Source organism: Clostridium sp. AF32-7AC (assembly GCF_003477925.1).
Classification (GTDB): Bacteria; Bacillota; Clostridia; order Lachnospirales; family Lachnospiraceae; genus Otoolea; species Otoolea fessa.
This window is the reverse complement of record NZ_QUEG01000003.1, coordinates 120,993-137,638: the sequence shown is the minus strand read 5'-3', so window position 1 is coordinate 137,638 and position 16,646 is coordinate 120,993. Positions and strand designations below refer to the sequence as shown.

Genomic DNA, 16,646 nt, shown 5'->3' with positions numbered 1-16,646 from the left:
CCATTTGTATTTCTGGGAGTAAGATCGGGAACAGACGGGAAGAATGTGGAGACACAGGAGAAAACGTTACTGGGCACGTATGCGTGAACAGTAACTAGAACACGTGGCGGCATCGGGAAATGAAAGAACAATAGCCGGGGCAGCCGCGGGAGAACAACCCGGAGAGAGGAAGTGACAGTATGGGAGATCTGGGTGCGACCCTGATCAAGGAATTGAACTGTGAGACAGCCTTTACAATTGGCGGGATCGGCATATCAGAATCCGTTGTGGTTACATGGATCATGATGGCAGTGGTGCTCGTGGTTTCACTGATTGTGACGCACGGTCTGAAAGTTGAACATCCCGGACGCGGACAGCTCCTTCTGGAGAACGCTGTTACGTGGCTGCAGGGCATTGGCGAGGGAATCCTCGGAGAGGAAGGAAAAGGCTATGCGCCGTATCTGACATCCGTGCTGATGTATCTGGGCGTGGCGAACCTGCTTGGTATACTGGGATTCAAGCCGCCAACCAAGGATTTGAACGTCACGGCAGCACTGGCGCTGATGAGTATTGTGCTGATTGAGACAGCAGGGATTCGGGTCAAAGGTTTAAAAGGATGGTTAAAGAGCTTTACAGAGCCGATCGCCATCGTGACACCGATCAATATCATGGAGGTATTTATCAAACCGTTGTCGCTGTGTATGCGACTGTTCGGAAACGTGCTGGGCGCGTTCGTCATCATGAAATTGATTGAATACATCCTTCCGGTAGGGCTTCCGGTATTGTTCAGCGCTTACTTTGATATTTTTGACGGTCTGATTCAGGCGTATGTATTTGTCTTTCTGACAGGGCTTTTTATCAAGGAATCAATCGAGTAATAGAAGAGAAATAGAAAATTACAAAAAGGAGACTTTATTATGGGTACAATCATTGCAATCGGAGCAGGTCTGGCAGTTCTTGCAGGCGCAGGAGCCGGAATTGGTATCGGAATCGCCACATCTAAGGCGACTGAGGCAGTCGCAAGACAGCCGGAGGCAGAGGGAAAAATCACAAAGATTCTATTGTTAGGTGCGGCACTTGCCGAGGCAACTGCTATTTATGGTTTCGTTATTGCCCTTTTGATTATTATTCTTTTAAGCTGATACGATAGAAAACGAAAGGTGGGGCAAGGCTATGTTACGGTTGGACATCAACCTGGTTTTTACGATCATCAACCTTTTAATCTGGTATGCGATTATCCGTATTTTCCTCTTTAAGCCGATCAACAAAGTGATCGATAAACGGAATGCAGCCATTCAGGAAAAGTATGATGAGGCAAAAAAGATGCAGGAAGAAGCGCAGGCGGAGAAAGAGAAATACGCAGCCTGCCAGGATGAAATAGAAGCAGAGAAAAACAAGGTGCTGGATGCGGCGCGTGCGAGTGCACGTGAGGAAGGACGCCAGCTGATTGAAAACGCCCAGAAAGAGGCAGATAAAGTCATCCGTAAGGCGGGCGAGGATGCACGCCGGGAGAAGGATAAGATGCTCGAACAGGCGAAGCATGAAATTTTGTCGCTGGTTCTGGACGCGGCGGCTGGTTCGATGAACAAGAAGTCGGATGACAGCGCTCTTTATGATGAGTTTTTGAAGAAAGCGGGTACGACGGAGAATGAAGAAACTTGATGTCTATTTACAAGAAATAAAGAGGCAGAAGATTTCTGTCGATGATCTGCAGCATGCGGCTGAGATACTGGCTGCGACACCGCAGCTTCCGGCAGAGCTTGAAAATCCGGATTTGACCCGTGAGAAGCGGGAAGATCTGGTTCGTAGCCTGTTTCCGCTGGCAGTCCGGGGAATCATCGAGGTGCTGGCACAGGATCAGACAATGAAAATGATGCCGGATCTGATTAAGGAAGCGGAGACGTTTGAAAAGCCGGATAAATATCTGCGCTGTGTGCTGGAATATGTCAAAGAGCCGGATGAAAAACAGGCAGCCGGAATCCGGAAATTTCTCTCGGAGAAATATCCGGGACGGGAACTCCGGATTGTGAAGGAAGAAAAGCCGGAGCTTGGAAGTGGTTTTATCCTCCGGGTCGGAAGTGAGGAATATGACTGGAGCACGGAGGGAAGAAAACGGGCACTGGCAGATAAATTAAAGAATCTGGTAAAAGAGCCGGATTCGGGTGATTTCCTTACCCAGAAGGGAATCATCGGGATTCTGAAAGGAAATCTGGATGGAATCGACATTTCAGCCCGTGAGATCGGTACGGTCAGCCGGGTGGGCGACGGCATCGCCTATGTGGATGGAATCGACCATGCGATGTACGGTGAGATTGTGGCGTTTGACGGCGATGTGAGAGGCATGGTACAGGATATCCGGTCGAAGGAGATCGGCTGCATCCTCTTTGGACATGCGAACACCATCGGAGAAGGAAGCCGCGCGATGCGGACCGGCAAGATGGCAGGTATCCCGGTTGGCGAGGGATTCTTAGGGCGTGTTGTAGATGCGCTGGGCAATCCGATCGACAATAAAGGGGAGATTGAGGCAGCCGGATACCGTCCGGTGGAATCACCGGCGCCGGGTATTATCGAGCGTCAGTCAGTTGATACCCCGATGGAGACCGGTATCCTCTCGATCGATTCGATGTTCCCGATCGGACGCGGACAGCGTGAGTTGATCATTGGTGACCGCCAGACCGGTAAGACCTCGATCGCGGTAGATACGATGCTGAACCAAAAGGGAAAAGACGTGATCTGCATCTATGTGGCGATCGGTCAGAAGGCTTCAACGGTATCGAGACTGGTTCATACACTGGAAAAACACGGGGCGATGGAGTACAGCATCGTGCTGGCAGCGACGGCGAGTGATCCGGCGTCCTTACAGTATATCGCGCCGTATGCAGGAACGGCGCTGGCAGAATATTTTATGCATCAGGGAAAAGATGTTCTGATTGTCTATGACGATTTATCGAAACACGCGGTTGCGTACCGTGCACTGTCTCTTCTGATGGAACGTTCCCCGGGACGTGAGGCATATCCGGGCGATGTATTCTATCTGCATTCCCGTCTGCTGGAGCGCTCGGCGCGGCTTTCGGATGAGCTGGGCGGTGGTTCAATCACAGCGCTGCCGATTGTCGAGACACAGGCGGGCGATGTGTCGGCGTATATCCCGACCAACGTTATTTCCATCACAGATGGACAGATTTTCCTGGAAAGTTCGCTGTTCTTCGAGGGCATGCGCCCGGCGGTCAATGTAGGGCTTTCGGTATCGCGTGTCGGCGGCGCAGCGCAGACCAAGGCTATGAAGAAGGCAGCCGGAAGCGTACGTATCGACCTGGCACAGTACCGCGAGATGGAAGTATTTACACAGTTTAGCTCCGATCTGGATCCGGCAACTAAGGCACAGCTTACCTACGGCAGCGGTCTGATGGAGCTGTTAAAACAGCCGCTTGAGCATCCGCTCTCGATGGAAGAACAGGTTGTGATTCTGTATGCGGCGACGAGCCATCTGCTGGTAGATATTCCGAAGGAAAAGCTGAAAGCATTCCAGGGCGGGCTCTACGAATATATGAGAAGTTTCTACCCGCAGGTGGGCGATGCACTCCGCACGACGAAGACACTCAGCGATGATATCCAGCGAGAGATTGCGAAGGCGGTGGGCGAGTACAAGGCAAAATTCCTGAAAGCACAGGGAAATGCGCCGGAGGCAGCAGCGGATGCAAAACCGGATAAGCAGTAAGGCGGTGATGGAAGATGGCAGGACTCAGAGAGATCCAGAACCGGATCCGGAGTATTCAGGATACGCGCAAGATCACGAATGCGATGTACCTGATATCTTCGACAAAATTAAAGAAAGCCAGAAAAGAACTGGCAGAGACGGAGCCGTATTTCTATGCATTGCAAAATGTCATCCGGCGTATCCAGAGGCATCTGCCAAACATGGAAAGCCCCTATTTTGAAAAAGAAGGACACCAGTCGAAAAAAACGGGGCTGCTGGTTATTTCCGGTGATAAAGGGCTGGCGGGTGCTTATAACCATAATATCATGAAGATGGCGGATACATTTTTAAAGGATCCTTCCCGCGAGGTACATCTGTTTGTCATCGGTGAGACGGGGCGGCAGTTTTTTGCCTCCCAGCACATCCCGATTGAAGAAAATTTCCAGTATACGGCGCAGGATCCGACGTTTAACCGGGCAAGGTGGATTGCTGGAATGCTTCTGGAACGATATTTGTCGGGTGATTTGGATGAGATCCATGTCCTGTATACAAGAATGGAAAATGTGATGCAGAGTGTGGCGAAGGATAAAAGAGTGCTTCCGATTACCAAGCCGGATATGCATGGAATGGCGATTCCGGTCGATGTGCGGCTGGAGGAGTTTTCCCTCCGGCCAACGCCGGAGGAAGCGATGAATGCGATCGTTCCGAACTATGTAGCCGGATTTATCTACGGCGCTCTGGTTGAGTCGTTCTGCAGCGAGCAGAATGCCCGTATGATGGCGATGGATGCGGCGACGGATAATGCGGATGCACTTTTAAAAGATTTGAATACGATGTACAACCGGGCGCGGCAGGCGGCGATCACACAGGAGATCACCGAAGTATGCGGCGGCGCGGCTGCACAGAGACGAGAACGAGAAGAGGAGATGAGAGTGTGATGGGAGAACAGGCGGCAAAGACAAAAAAGACCGAAACCAGCCTGCCGGAAGGCAAGATTGTCCAGGTTTCCGGTCCGGTTGTCGATGTGAAATTTGAGAGCGGTCCCCTTCCGGAGATCCGGGACGCGCTCACAGTAGAAAATCAGGGAAAGACGTGTGTGATGGAAGCTGCCAAGCACATGGGAAATAATATCGTCCGCTGCATCATGCTGTCGGCAAGCGAGGGCTTGAGCCGTGACATGAAGGTAACACCGACGGGAGAAGGCATTTCCGTTCCGGTTGGCGAAAAGACGCTTGGACGTTTGTTTAATGTTTTAGGTGAGACGGTAGATGGAGGACAAAAGCTGGATGGTGAGGAGCACTGGTGTATTCACCGGGATCCGCCGCCATTTGAGGATCAGAGCCCGGTCGCGGAGATTCTGGAGACGGGCATCAAGGTTATTGATCTTCTGGCGCCGTATTCCAAGGGCGGAAAAGTCGGTCTGTTTGGCGGCGCGGGCGTCGGAAAAACAGTCCTGATTCAGGAGCTGATCCGGAATATTGCGATGGAGCAGGGCGGTTATTCTATCTTTACGGGTGTCGGTGAGCGTTCCCGTGAGGGCAATGACCTCTGGAGTGAGATGAAGGCATCCGGTGTTCTGGAAAAGACAGCGCTCGTGTTTGGACAGATGAACGAGCCGCCGGGAGCTCGTATGAGAGTTGCAGAGACCGGGCTTACGATGGCAGAATATTTCCGTGACAAAATGCACCGGAATGTGTTACTATTTATCGATAATATTTTCCGCTATGTACAGGCAGGTTCGGAGGTTTCAGCGCTGCTTGGGCGTATGCCGTCGGCGGTTGGTTATCAGCCAACGTTAGCGAATGAGATGGGCGAGCTGCAGGAGCGGATTGCCTCGACGAAAGATGGTTCGGTCACTTCAATCCAGGCAGTCTATGTACCGGCGGATGATTTAACCGATCCGGCACCGGCGACTACCTTTACCCATCTGGATGCGACTACGGTTCTTTCCAGAAAGATCGTAGAACAGGGTATCTACCCGGCGGTCGATCCGCTGGAATCCTCGTCCCGTATTCTGGAACCGGATGTGGTCGGAGAAGAACACTATGAGACGGCCAGACGGGTGCAGGAGATTTTACAGAAATACAAGGAATTGCAGGATATCATTGCAATTCTGGGTATGGACGAGTTGTCTGAGGAAGATAAGCTGACCGTCGGTCGCGCAAGAAAGATACAGCGTTTCTTATCCCAGCCGTTCCACGTGGCGGAGAACTTTACCGGTGTACCGGGCAAGTATGTGCCGTTAAAGGATACCGTCAAGGGCTTTAAGGCAATTCTGGATGGTGAGATGGATGCGTACCCGGAGGCAGCATTCTTCAATGTCGGAACGATCGAGGATGTAGTGGCAAAGGCGAAGGCTTTAGAGAAACAGGAGGCGTAGGAACGGATGGCAGATTTTCATGTAAAAATCATATCCAGCAACCGGACATTCTATGAGGGAGTCTGCCACTGTCTGATCCTTCCGGCGGTGGACGGTGAGATGGCTGTCATGGCGCACCATGAGAGCGAGATCGTGGCAGTCAAAGCGGGAGAAATGCGTTTCCAGGTGACAGAGGACGGTCCGTGGGAGGCGGCAGTCGTCGGGCAGGGCTTCTGTGAGATCGCCAACAACCGTGTTATGTTGCTGGCAGATACGATCGAGAAACCGGAGGAGATCGACCGGATCCGGGCGCAGGAGGCATTAGAGCGTGCGAAAGAGCGGCTGCGCCAGAAACAGAGTATTTCCGAGTATTACAGCACCCGCGCGGCGATGGCGAGAGCGCTGGTTCGTCTGAAAGAGACGGAAAAATTTGTGGACTAGGTGCGTTAGAGGCGGATTTGAGCCTGATGTAATTTTGTGGCAGATGCGGTTCAGAAAGAAATGACAGAAAATCAGTAAGAATGGAGAACAGGGCATGACATTACTTCAGTTAAAATACGTGGTGGAGGTGGCGGCAGCCGGAACCATCAGCGGGGCGGCAAAAAAACTTTATATTGCACAGCCGAGCCTCACGGCGGCGATCAAGGAACTGGAGCATGAGATTGGATTTTCCCTGTTTACCCGCACGAACAAGGGCGTGGTGATTTCCCCGGACGGGGAAGAATTTCTGGGGTATGCGAGACAGGTGATCGAGCAGGCAAACCTGATCGAGGAGCGCTATTTTGGCGCTGTGCCGCAGAAACGCCAGTTCTGCGTCTCCACCCAGCACTATTCCTTTGCCGTTGAGGCGTTTGTCGATCTGATCCGCGAGTACGGCGGAGAAGAGTACGATTTCCGTATCCGCGAGACGCAGACGTATGAGCTGATTGAGGATGTGGCGAAGCTTAGGAGCGAGGTTGGCGTGCTGTATCTGAACCGTTTTAACGAGACGGTGATCCGCAAGACGCTGCGGGAACACGACCTCAAATTTACGCGGCTTTTTATGGCAAAACCGCATGTATTTATCGGTGCAGCCAATCCGCTTGCAAGCCGCAGTTCCATCACCCTGTCGGATTTGGAACCTTATCCGCGTCTGTCCTATGAGCAGGGCGAGCACAATTCCTTTTATTTCTCCGAGGAGATCCTAAGCACTCTGGACAGCCGCAAGGACATCCTGGTGTCCGACCGCGCGACCCTGTTTAATCTTCTGATCGGGCTGAATGGGTATACGATCTGCAGCGGTGTCATCAATGAGGAACTGAACGGACCGAATATTGTAGCGATTCCGCTTGATGTGGACGATTATATGGAGATCGGTTACATTACCCACAATCGCGTGACACCGGGACGGTTTGCGGGGCTATATATTGAGGCGTTGAAGCGGAGAGTGGGAGTGCCGGTTTCCAAAGTGTCTACCCGTGAACCAATAACCAGAATTCCTGTTTCCGACAGGTGATTTTTTGGTTTGACTTTTTTTAAAACAGGAAATATAATAATACCGAAACGAGTAGCAAACGAGCGTAAATCCAGTTTTTGCTGCTCTTTTTTTATTATTCCATAAAGAATGTGACAAGGTGCATTTTTTATTAAATTTCATAAAAATGCCATTAAAAAGTGTGTTGCAAAATAAATGCTTTTGAAATAAAGTCTTCCGGAATGGGAAAACATGAGTCAATCCGAGAGTCTTACAGAAAATATTCAAGGAATGTGCATAACCTATATTTGCTGTCACAGAAAGATGTGGGGAAAGAGGAAAATTTATTGTTGAAACCGTTTTATTTGATGCCATTTTTAACGTGACAAATCGAAATTTTTTGCCGAAGATAGATTTGTATGAAAATAGGAACGAAATCGGAAAGAGGATGATAGAATGCGGCAGAATAGAGGAATGATTTCATGTCAGCGTCCATAATCGGCACTTCCTTTTTGTAAGAAATGTGGTATACTCGATAGAACATGAAAACCATATTAAAAAAGGTGAAAAGCAGAATGAATCATATTTCAATTACAACCCTGGAAGCGCCAGAGCTGGATATCTACGCCCGGCTGAGCGAGGGGCAGTTATTTCATTATAATGAACCAAAGGAAGGTCTTTTCATTGCGGAAAGCCCTAAGGTCATCGGGCGGGCGCTCGACGCGGGATATGAGCCGGTTTCTTTTCTGATGGAAGAACGCCATATCGAGACAGAAGGGCGGGAGATTCTGGAACGCCCGGTGTGTGCGGGAGTGCCTGTGTTTACGGCACCATTTGATGTGCTGACGCGCCTGACCGGCTTTAAACTGACGCGCGGGATGCTGTGTGCGGTGAAACGGAAGAAAATGCCGGGGATCGAGGAAATCTGTGCAGGTGCCAGACGGATCGCGATTCTTGAGAATGTAGAAAATCCTACGAATGTGGGGGCGATTTTCCGGTCAGCGGCGGCGCTCTTTATGGATGCGGTGCTTCTGACACCGGGATGCAGTGACCCGATGTACCGCCGCGCAAGCCGTGTCAGTATGGGAACAGTGTTTCAGGTGCCGTGGACGTACATTCCGAAGGGCGACTGGGCGGAGAACAGTATGGAAACGCTTAAGAAGCTGGGATTTTGCACGGCGGCGATGGCGCTCAGTGACCGTTCCGTGAGTATCGCGGATCCGGCGCTTTCGCAGGAAGAAAAATTAGCAATCATTCTCGGAACCGAGGGTGACGGGTTGGCGGCATCGACGATCGCGGCGTGCGATTACACCGTGAAAATCCCGATGTCACACGGCGTGGATTCGCTCAACGTGGCAGCAGCGAGTGCAGTGGCGTTCTGGCAGCTGGGCATGGGAAACAGGAAATAAAGTTCTGGCTGTGTAAAAAATGTACATTGCTTAAATGTGTTTCAAATGCCAGAAATGAGTGCGGAAATGGATGGAAAGAATCGTTTGGAGGAAGGAGAAAATAGAATGAAGTGTCCAAAATGCGGACAGGAAGCAGTTGGAAATTTTTGCAGTAACTGCGGAACTCCGCTTGTAAATGATACAGTACGCCGAGAACAGGAAACGGTGGGAAGAAAGCTGGAAAATAGCTATGACGACGGTGATTCAGAACAGCGGAATCCAGCTCGGATGGAATCGGATGAGAAAAAGGCGGAATCTGGCTCTGGATCGAAACGAAACAGTCAGGAAAAGCGGAGCAGCCAGAGTCAGGACGCACAGAAGCGTGAGGAAGAGCGCCGCGACAATGAACGCTGCCAATCCCAGGCACAGGAGGATGCCCGCCGCGACCGTGAAGCGGCATCGCGCAGACGACAGGACGCGAGACGTTCTTCTTCCAGCGCGAAAGAGGATAAGCGGGATGCAAAACAGCAGAAGCAGATGGAAAAACGCCTTCATGCTCTGGAGTCGGAGCGGGAGCGCTCAGAGCGTCAGAAAAATCGGATGGAGCGCAGCCACCAGCGGGAACTGGAACGCCAGTCCCGGGAGGCAGAGCGCACCAGACGGGCGGCGGAGCGCAGTGAGGCGCATACGCAGAGTGACTCAAATGACGGTCCGTCCGTGCTGGATGTGACGGCAGCCGGAGTAACCGGCGTGGTTGTGCTGATGGCGCGCGTGATGCAGGCAGCCAGTTTTCTTCTGATGGCGGGAATCACCTGGGCGAATGCGAAGGCATTTCGGTATGGCGGCGACGATCTGGGCTATATCGGAACTATGATTACCGAGGAAAATTATGGTCTGGGGCTGTATGTAGGGATTGGCGTATTTCTGGTACTGATGGGCGCGATTTGGTGCCTGTGGATTCTTTCAGGCAAGCACGCGGGTGGTAAAGTACGGCTGCAAAAATACGATACGGGGCGCGGATTTATCCCGTTTATAATCATCCTTGTTCTGGTATTAGTAGCCGGTCCGGCAGCGTACCTGATGCCGAAGAATGCGGGCAGCTTACAGCCGATTGTGGACGGCGGCTATGCGGCGCTGGAGGCGATCAATGCGAACCACGGATTTCTGCTGTTCTGCAGCATCGGAGGCGCGATCCTTTCGTTTATCCGGAAAATGCTGCTGGTATAATTTTATAATTCATCTAATTGCCCGAACTGATACCCCATTTCCTCCCATTTTGCCAGAAGTTCATCGAGAATCTGAGCGTTGGTCTGCGAAGTGCTGTGCAGAAGGACGATCGCGCCGGGGTGGATGCGCGTCAGAAGCTTGGAAAATGCTTCTTCTTTGGATGGCTGCTGATCCTGCATCCAGTCCACATAGGCGAGACTCCAGAAAAAGGTCTTGTAGCCGAGCTCCTTTGCCATCTGCAGGTTCGATTCACTGTATTTGCCCTGTGGCGGACGGTAATATTTTTTCATTGTCTGCCCGGTGACGGACTGGTAGAGTGTTTCCAGGGCAGTCAGCTCCTTTTCAAATGCTGCTTTGTCGGAAATGCGGGACATATCGGGATGGTGATACGTGTGGTTGGCGACGGTGTGACCCTCTGCGATCATCTGTTTTACCAGTTCAGGACTGGTTTCGAGATAGTTGCCGACGACGAAAAAGGTTGCCGGGACATGGTGTTTTTTCAGTGCTTCCAGAATGGCAGGTGTGCAGCCGTTTTCATATCCGGCGTCGAAGGTCAGATAGATGACGGGCTTGGAGGTATCGCCTACATAGAAAGCATCAAAATTTTTTAAAGTGTCGGCGGAGGCATTGCCGACCGGTGTCTGCCCTGGACTGGGAAATCCAAGTCCCCAGTTTCCATCTGCGGAAACCGGAATCGAATCGGAATCAAAGGCAGGCGGGAGCGAGCCACAGGCGATAACAGGCGCTGAAACCGTGTGCCCGGATGGACGGCGCAGGAAATGTGCGGCAGTCTGCCCGGCGAAGAAAGAAATGGCAAACAGGGCGGGAACCAGCAGCGGGGAAATGATGTGCCGGAAACGTGATGGAACAAAATGCATGGGAAAATGAATGAACATGATGTGACCTGAAAGATATATTTTCATAAATATATGAAAGAAGGGGGAACATCATGTTTTTATTATAATTTGGTGTCCGTGAAATGCACCGAATCGGAAAAACCAAGCGGTACCATATAACAAATTTTATGTGCTGACATAACAAATTAATGCTTGTCATGCCCTTTGTACCTATGTTATTATTATAACGATGCTTAGATGAGATGCTCCGAACCCTTGAACAAGGGGAGCTGGATGAAAAGCAGATTATGAAATTATGATGAAATAAATAAGAGAAACAAGGAGGATGTTGAAGGATGAAGCCTTATAGCGAGATGACGAAAGAAGAACTTCTGGAGCTTAAGCGTGATCTGAGCGATCAGTACCGGGAGTTTCAGGGCAAGAATCTGACGCTGGATATGTCACGCGGTAAGCCAAGTGCAGAGCAGCTTGACTTATCGATGGGAATGATGGACGTACTGAGCAGCGACAGTGATCTGACCTGCGAAGATGGGACAGACTGCCGCAATTATGGCGGCCTGGACGGTATCAGCGAGGCGAAGGAGCTGTTAGCGGATATGATCGAGGTTCCGGCTGACAATATCATTATCTATGGAAACTCCAGCCTGAACGTAATGTACGACACCATCTCCCGTTCTATGACTCATGGCGTTATGGGAAATACCCCGTGGTGCAAGCTTGACAAGGTTAAATTCCTGTGCCCGGTACCGGGATATGACAGACATTTCTCCATTACTGAATATTTTGGTATCGAGATGATCAACATTCCGATGACCGCAGATGGTCCGGATATGGATCTGGTGGAGAAGTATGTGACCACCGACCCGACCGTAAAGGGAATCTGGTGTGTTCCAAAATACTCCAACCCGACCGGCAATTCCTACTCCGATCAGACGGTACGCCGTCTGGCACGCATGCATCCGGCAGCTCCGGACTTCCGTATTTACTGGGACAATGCTTATGGCATCCACCATTTATACGATGATGAGCAGGATCATGTGCTGGAGATTCTGGCAGAATGTAAGAAAGCCGGCAACCCGGATATGGTTTACAAATTCTCTTCAACCTCCAAGATTACGTTCCCGGGTTCCGGCATTGCGGCAATCGCAACCTCCCACAATAACCTGGATGATATCAAGAAGCAGTTAAAGATTCAGACTATCGGTCATGATAAAGTGAATCAGCTCCGCCACGTGCGTTTCTTCAAGGATATCCACGGCATGGTAGAGCACATGAGAAAGCATGCCAACATCCTGCGCCCGAAATTCGAGGCAGTTGAGAACATTCTCGACCGTGAGCTGGGCGGACTGGAGATCGGTACCTGGACAAAACCGCACGGCGGCTACTTCATTTCCTTTGATTCACTGAATGGCTGTGCGAAGGATATCGTTGCGAAGTGCAAGAAAGCAGGCGTTGTCATGACCGGAGCCGGTGCAACTTATCCATATGGCAAGGATCCGGAGGATCGCAACATCCGTATTGCTCCATCTTATCCGCCGCTGCAGGATCTGATCACTGCAACCGAGCTGTTTGCACTCTGCGTCAAGCTGGTCAGTGTCAACAAGTTGTTAGAGGAAATGTAATATTAAACCAAGAAGTACAGGAATTGTATGGGTATGTCGAAGGACCGCTGCCCATACAATTCTTTTTTCGGAGAAAAAGTGATGATAAAGGAAAAGTTATCCCTGATCTGGGGGAAGTTTGTAAACAGGGAGACGATATCGTATCTGATATTCGGCGTTCTGACGACGCTGGTGGACTGGATTTCCTATGCGGTTTTTCGCCACAACGGCATGAACTACCGTATGGCGACGATCTGCTGTCAGGCGGCGGCGATCCTGTTTGCATATGTGACAAACAAGATCTGGGTATTCCGAAGCTACAATTTCCACCCTGTATATCTTCTTAAGGAAATGGCTTCGTTTTTCTCCTGCCGTATTCTCACATCGGTGTTCACGTATGTGGCGATGATCGTGATGGTAGACGGCATGGGAATCAAACAGGATATGATCTGTAAGATTGTGGTATCAGCGATCTCGCTGGTGCTGAATTATATTTGCAGTAAATTATTTATTTTCAAAAAGAAAGAATCCTCGAAATAGGGCTGTGTGGAGAAATGACAGCGGAAATGGATGCTGTAGTCAGACCGGAAAAGCCGGAAAGAGTAGAGAAAACGCCGCCTGAACAGGATTCTGGATGGAGGGAAGATGGAGCAAAGAGAACGAGACGAAAGTTCCAGTAAACTGGAAGAAGCACTCAGGGAGCTTACGGGAGCGGAAACAACGGGGAAAATAGAGGAGTATGGGAACGAGCGGGAAGGTGCGGACGTGGATTCGGAGACCGCTTGTACAGATATGAGACGTGCTGAACGAATGCCGGCCTGGAGACAGGAAGAAGATGCCAGAAAATCTAAACTTTCAGAGTCCAGAGCAGATGTCATTAAAGAGTTGAATGATGATGACTGGGAGCAGGAAGAATTAGATGAATTAGATGAGTGGGATGAACCAGAGAAATCACCCCGCGGAATGGGCCGCCTGGCTGCGGTTTTCCGTCCGTCGGATGATCTCCTGGCGGCATTTTTCCTGCCGGTGGTGATTTTGATCCTGATTTTTGCATACCGCGGTATTTTCCCTTTTGGGCAGGAAAGCTTCCTGCGGACGGATATGTACCACCAGTATGCGCCATTTTTCTCGGAATTCCGGCATAAGCTTTTAAGTGGCGAGAGCCTGCTTTACAGCTGGGATGTCGGCATGGGCGTAAACTTTGCCGCGCTCTATGCGTACTATCTGGCGAGCCCGTTCAACTGGCTGCTGCTGTTATGCCCGTCGTCCCTGATTATCGAATTTATGACCTACATGATCGTGTTCAAGAGCGGTCTGGCGGGTCTTTCGATGGCGTGGTATCTGAAAAAGCACACGGGTTCGCAGAAGTTTGGAGCGTGCTATTTCGGCGTATTCTATGCGCTGTCCGGCTATATGGCGGCGTATAGCTGGAATATCATGTGGCTGGACTGCATCGTGCTGCTGCCGCTGATCCTGCACGGCCTGGAGCGGCTGGTGCGCGAAAAAAAAGGGCTTTTTTACTGCCTGATGCTGGGACTTTCAATCCTGTCCAACTACTATATATCAATTATGATATGTCTCTTCATGGTGATTTACTATGTGGCGCTCTTGTTTTTGGAGAAACGGCCGGGATGGAAAGATTGTCTGCACAGCTTTTTCCTGTTTGGTGTGTATTCGCTTCTGGCGGGTGCGCTGGCGGCTGCGGTGCTTCTTCCGGAGATTGCGGCGCTGCAGAGTACGGCGTCTGGCGATTTTAATTTTCCGACCACACTGGAAATCTACTTCCCGATCTTTGATATGATCGCGCGGCACATCGGAAATGTACAGGTGGAGACGGGACTCGACCATTGGCCGAACCTCTACTGCGGCGTGGCAGTCTACATTTTTATGGGGTTGTATTTTTTGAACCGCCGGATTGCGATCCGGGAAAAGGTTGTGTACGGTGTGCTGCTGCTCTTTTTCTATGCCAGCTTTTCGTTCAATGTGCTGAATTTTATCTGGCATGGCTTCCATTACCCGAACAGCCTGCCGTGCCGCCAGTCGTTTATCTATATCGCGCTGGTGCTGACGATGTGTTTCCGGGCGTATCTATATCTGGATGAAATATCCAAACGGCAGTTTGCCGGGGTGACATCCGCCACGATTGGCTACGTGATTCTGGCAGAAAAGCTGGTGACGGACGATGCGTTTGAGCCGGTTGTCTGGTATGTGGCAGTGGTGCTTCTGCTGCTGTATCTGGGCGTCTTTTATTTCTATCAAAATAAAGAACATTTCGCGTTCACGGCGGCGCTTCTGGCGATGGCGCTGGTAAGTGTGGAGGCGCTTGCCAATATGGCGGCAACGAGCATTCCGACGACGAGCCGGACTGATTATGTGGCAGACAATCAGGATGTTGCAGCGGTGACAGAGCCGCTCAAAAAGACGGAATTTTACCGGATTGATAAAACGAATGCGCGCACGAAAAATGATGGCGCGTGGATGCATTTTCCATCCGTATCACTGTTTTCATCGGTGGCAAATGCCGGGGTGACGGATTTCTTCAAACAGATGGGCTGCGAAGGTTCGACGAACGCATACAGCATCGTGGGAAGTACGCCGCTGGTGGATTCGTTATTTTCAATCAAATATGCACTCTATGAGGGCAAGCAGGACAATCCGCGCCTGTCGCTCTATGCATTTTCAGGTGACACGTACCTCTATGAGAATCCGTGGACGCTGCCGCTCGGCTTTATCCTGCCGGACATAGTAGAAACGGGCTGGAAGCGCGATCTTTCTTCGCCAGCGGATGTCCAGAATGATTTATCGGATGTGCTGGGCGTGCCGGAGTGCCTGATTTTCACGGACGGGGAGGAGCAGGGGAATCGTTTTTCCTTTACAGCACCGGAAGATGGGGAGTATTATATAAGTGTCGCAAACCGTCAGATTGATTCGGTTAAACTGGATGTCGGCGGGGAGAGCCGCAGCATTGATACGTTGAAACGCGGGTATCTGGTGGAAACCGGATATGTGAAGGCAGGCACATTGATTCTGCTGGAGAGCAATGACAGTGCCGGAAGCATGGACGCGAGCGCGTACCGCTTTGACGAAGCCGGGCTGCGTGCGCTCTATGAGCGCCTCAACCAGCATCCATTTGAACTGGAAACATTGGGCGAGGAGGCGATGAAGGGCACGATCGACGCGGGCGAGGGCGGAACGCTGTTCCTCACGATCCCGTATGACGAGGGCTGGACGGTCACGGTGGATGGAAAAGAAGCTATCACGCGTCCGGTCTGGAAGGCATTTACCGGCGTGGAACTGACGGCGGGAACCCATACGGTGGAACTCAGGTATTATCCGCAGGGACTGCATGAGGGACTGCTGATCAGCGGAGGTGCGCTGTTTGTGCTGGCGGTGATTGTGGCTTCTATGTATATAAGGAAGAAGAAGCAGGGGAAAACTTCTGCAAAAATGAGAAGAACGGTGGAAAAAGAGCCGGATGGAGATTTGAAACTGAGAAATTGAGATACAAAATTTATAGAAAAGAGGTTAAAATCATGAAAAAGCTGGAAGAATATGTAAGAAGCATTCCGGACTTCCCGGAGCCGGGTATTATTTTCCGCGATATTACTACGATTTTACAGGATGCAGACGGACTGCAGCTTGCGATCGACGGAATCCAGAAATCTTTAGAGGGCGTGGATTATGATATCGTGGTTGGTCCGGAGTCCCGCGGGTTTATTTTCGGCGTGCCGGTTGCATATGCGATGCACAAGGGATTCGTGCCGATCCGCAAGAAAGGCAAACTGCCGTGCAAGACGGTATCTGTAAGCTACGATCTGGAGTATGGCAGCGCGGTTCTGGAGATGCATGAGGATGCCATTAAACCGGGACAGAAGGTAGTTATCGTTGACGACCTGATCGCAACCGGCGGAACGACCGAGGCGATTGTCAAGCTCATCGAGAAGATGGGCGGCGAGGTTGTAAAAATCTGCTGCGTGATGGAGCTGGCAGGCTTAAAGGGACGCGAAAAACTGAACGGATATGCGGTGGATGCCCTAATTACCTATGAGGGGAAATAGATAACGGTTCACGGGTAGGCACTTTTG

15 protein-coding genes are annotated in these 16,646 nt (G+C 50.9%); 14 read left to right on the top strand and 1 reads right to left on the bottom strand.

The genetic code is table 11. The annotated features are described in order from the left end of the window. Positions 1–179 precede the first annotated feature (179 nt). The 10 genes from DWZ45_RS06315 (at position 180) to DWZ45_RS06270 (ending at position 10,103) form a co-directional block, all read left to right on the top strand. Complete coding sequence (locus DWZ45_RS06315) at positions 180–857, top strand: F0F1 ATP synthase subunit A (RefSeq protein WP_107000520.1); 678 nt, start codon at positions 180–182, stop codon at positions 855–857. A gap of 39 nt (positions 858–896) precedes the next feature. Then, positions 897–1,121, top strand: coding sequence for an ATP synthase F0 subunit C (gene atpE / locus DWZ45_RS06310; RefSeq protein ID WP_022359062.1), 225 nt, complete (start codon positions 897–899; stop codon positions 1,119–1,121). A 31-nt stretch (positions 1,122–1,152) separates the two neighbouring features. Beyond that, positions 1,153–1,641, top strand: coding sequence for an ATP synthase F0 subunit B (locus DWZ45_RS06305; RefSeq protein WP_118468166.1), 489 nt, complete (start codon positions 1,153–1,155; stop codon positions 1,639–1,641). After that, the gene (gene atpA, locus DWZ45_RS06300) at positions 1,628–3,697 is read left to right on the top strand and encodes a F0F1 ATP synthase subunit alpha (RefSeq protein ID WP_118468164.1); all 2,070 of its coding nucleotides are present in this window, start codon (positions 1,628–1,630) and stop codon (positions 3,695–3,697) included. Before DWZ45_RS06305 ends, atpA begins: the two co-directional genes overlap by 14 nt. Positions 3,698–3,711: 14 nt before the next feature. Continuing rightward, positions 3,712–4,614, top strand: a complete 903-nt coding sequence (gene atpG, locus DWZ45_RS06295) for an ATP synthase F1 subunit gamma (protein ID WP_107000517.1) — start codon at positions 3,712–3,714, stop codon at positions 4,612–4,614. 41 nt (positions 4,615–4,655) lie between these two features. After that, complete coding sequence (gene atpD / locus DWZ45_RS06290; RefSeq protein WP_117796308.1) at positions 4,656–6,056, top strand: F0F1 ATP synthase subunit beta; 1,401 nt, start codon at positions 4,656–4,658, stop codon at positions 6,054–6,056. Positions 6,057–6,062: 6 nt separating this feature from the next. Next, on the top strand, positions 6,063–6,476 hold the full coding sequence (gene atpC, locus DWZ45_RS06285; RefSeq protein ID WP_107000516.1) for an ATP synthase F1 subunit epsilon: 414 nt from the start codon (positions 6,063–6,065) through the stop codon (positions 6,474–6,476). Positions 6,477–6,570: 94 nt separating this feature from the next. Next, positions 6,571–7,530, top strand: a complete 960-nt coding sequence (locus tag DWZ45_RS06280; RefSeq protein ID WP_118468162.1) for a LysR family transcriptional regulator — start codon at positions 6,571–6,573, stop codon at positions 7,528–7,530. A gap of 533 nt (positions 7,531–8,063) precedes the next feature. Further along, complete coding sequence (locus DWZ45_RS06275; RefSeq protein WP_118468160.1) at positions 8,064–8,897, top strand: RNA methyltransferase; 834 nt, start codon at positions 8,064–8,066, stop codon at positions 8,895–8,897. 105 nt (positions 8,898–9,002) lie between these two features. Further along, entirely contained in the window at positions 9,003–10,103 is a 1,101-nt protein-coding gene (locus DWZ45_RS06270) for a zinc ribbon domain-containing protein (protein ID WP_118468158.1), read from the top strand. 2 nt (positions 10,104–10,105) lie between these two features. Here the strand turns inward: DWZ45_RS06270 and DWZ45_RS06265 are convergent, their stop codons facing one another. Continuing rightward, positions 10,106–10,999 (bottom strand): polysaccharide deacetylase family protein, encoded by an 894-nt coding sequence (locus DWZ45_RS06265; protein ID WP_243015233.1) that lies wholly within the window; start codon positions 10,997–10,999, stop codon positions 10,106–10,108. 296 nt (positions 11,000–11,295) lie between these two features. On the opposite strand from DWZ45_RS06265, the gene DWZ45_RS06260 reads away from it, so the two are divergent. The 4 genes from DWZ45_RS06260 to DWZ45_RS06245 all read left to right on the top strand — a co-directional run bounded on the left by DWZ45_RS06260 (position 11,296) and on the right by DWZ45_RS06245 (position 16,619). Then, positions 11,296–12,582, top strand: coding sequence for an aminotransferase class I/II-fold pyridoxal phosphate-dependent enzyme (locus DWZ45_RS06260; protein ID WP_118468156.1), 1,287 nt, complete (start codon positions 11,296–11,298; stop codon positions 12,580–12,582). 81 nt (positions 12,583–12,663) lie between these two features. Beyond that, positions 12,664–13,101, top strand: coding sequence for a GtrA family protein (locus DWZ45_RS06255; RefSeq protein WP_118468332.1), 438 nt, complete (start codon positions 12,664–12,666; stop codon positions 13,099–13,101). Positions 13,102–13,206: 105 nt separating this feature from the next. Then, the gene (locus DWZ45_RS06250; RefSeq protein WP_118468154.1) at positions 13,207–16,062 is read left to right on the top strand and encodes a YfhO family protein; all 2,856 of its coding nucleotides are present in this window, start codon (positions 13,207–13,209) and stop codon (positions 16,060–16,062) included. 32 nt (positions 16,063–16,094) lie between these two features. Further along, positions 16,095–16,619, top strand: coding sequence for an adenine phosphoribosyltransferase (locus DWZ45_RS06245; protein WP_022359322.1), 525 nt, complete (start codon positions 16,095–16,097; stop codon positions 16,617–16,619). The last annotated feature ends 27 nt before the right edge of the window (positions 16,620–16,646 follow it).

Coding starts and splice junctions, on each gene's coding strand:
- DWZ45_RS06270 (WP_118468158.1), top strand. CDS start 9,003: ATGAAGTGTCCAAAATGCGGACAGGAAGCAGTTGGAAATTTTTGCAGT.
- DWZ45_RS06315 (WP_107000520.1), top strand. CDS start 180: ATGGGAGATCTGGGTGCGACCCTGATCAAGGAATTGAACTGTGAGACA.
- atpG (WP_107000517.1), top strand. CDS start 3,712: ATGGCAGGACTCAGAGAGATCCAGAACCGGATCCGGAGTATTCAGGAT.
- DWZ45_RS06305 (WP_118468166.1), top strand. CDS start 1,153: ATGTTACGGTTGGACATCAACCTGGTTTTTACGATCATCAACCTTTTA.
- atpA (WP_118468164.1), top strand. CDS start 1,628: ATGAAGAAACTTGATGTCTATTTACAAGAAATAAAGAGGCAGAAGATT.
- DWZ45_RS06260 (WP_118468156.1), top strand. CDS start 11,296: ATGAAGCCTTATAGCGAGATGACGAAAGAAGAACTTCTGGAGCTTAAG.
- DWZ45_RS06245 (WP_022359322.1), top strand. CDS start 16,095: ATGAAAAAGCTGGAAGAATATGTAAGAAGCATTCCGGACTTCCCGGAG.
- DWZ45_RS06275 (WP_118468160.1), top strand. CDS start 8,064: ATGAATCATATTTCAATTACAACCCTGGAAGCGCCAGAGCTGGATATC.
- DWZ45_RS06280 (WP_118468162.1), top strand. CDS start 6,571: ATGACATTACTTCAGTTAAAATACGTGGTGGAGGTGGCGGCAGCCGGA.
- DWZ45_RS06265 (WP_243015233.1), bottom strand. CDS start 10,999: ATGTTCATTCATTTTCCCATGCATTTTGTTCCATCACGTTTCCGGCAC.
- atpC (WP_107000516.1), top strand. CDS start 6,063: ATGGCAGATTTTCATGTAAAAATCATATCCAGCAACCGGACATTCTAT.
- DWZ45_RS06255 (WP_118468332.1), top strand. CDS start 12,664: ATGATAAAGGAAAAGTTATCCCTGATCTGGGGGAAGTTTGTAAACAGG.
- DWZ45_RS06250 (WP_118468154.1), top strand. CDS start 13,207: ATGGAGCAAAGAGAACGAGACGAAAGTTCCAGTAAACTGGAAGAAGCA.
- atpE (WP_022359062.1), top strand. CDS start 897: ATGGGTACAATCATTGCAATCGGAGCAGGTCTGGCAGTTCTTGCAGGC.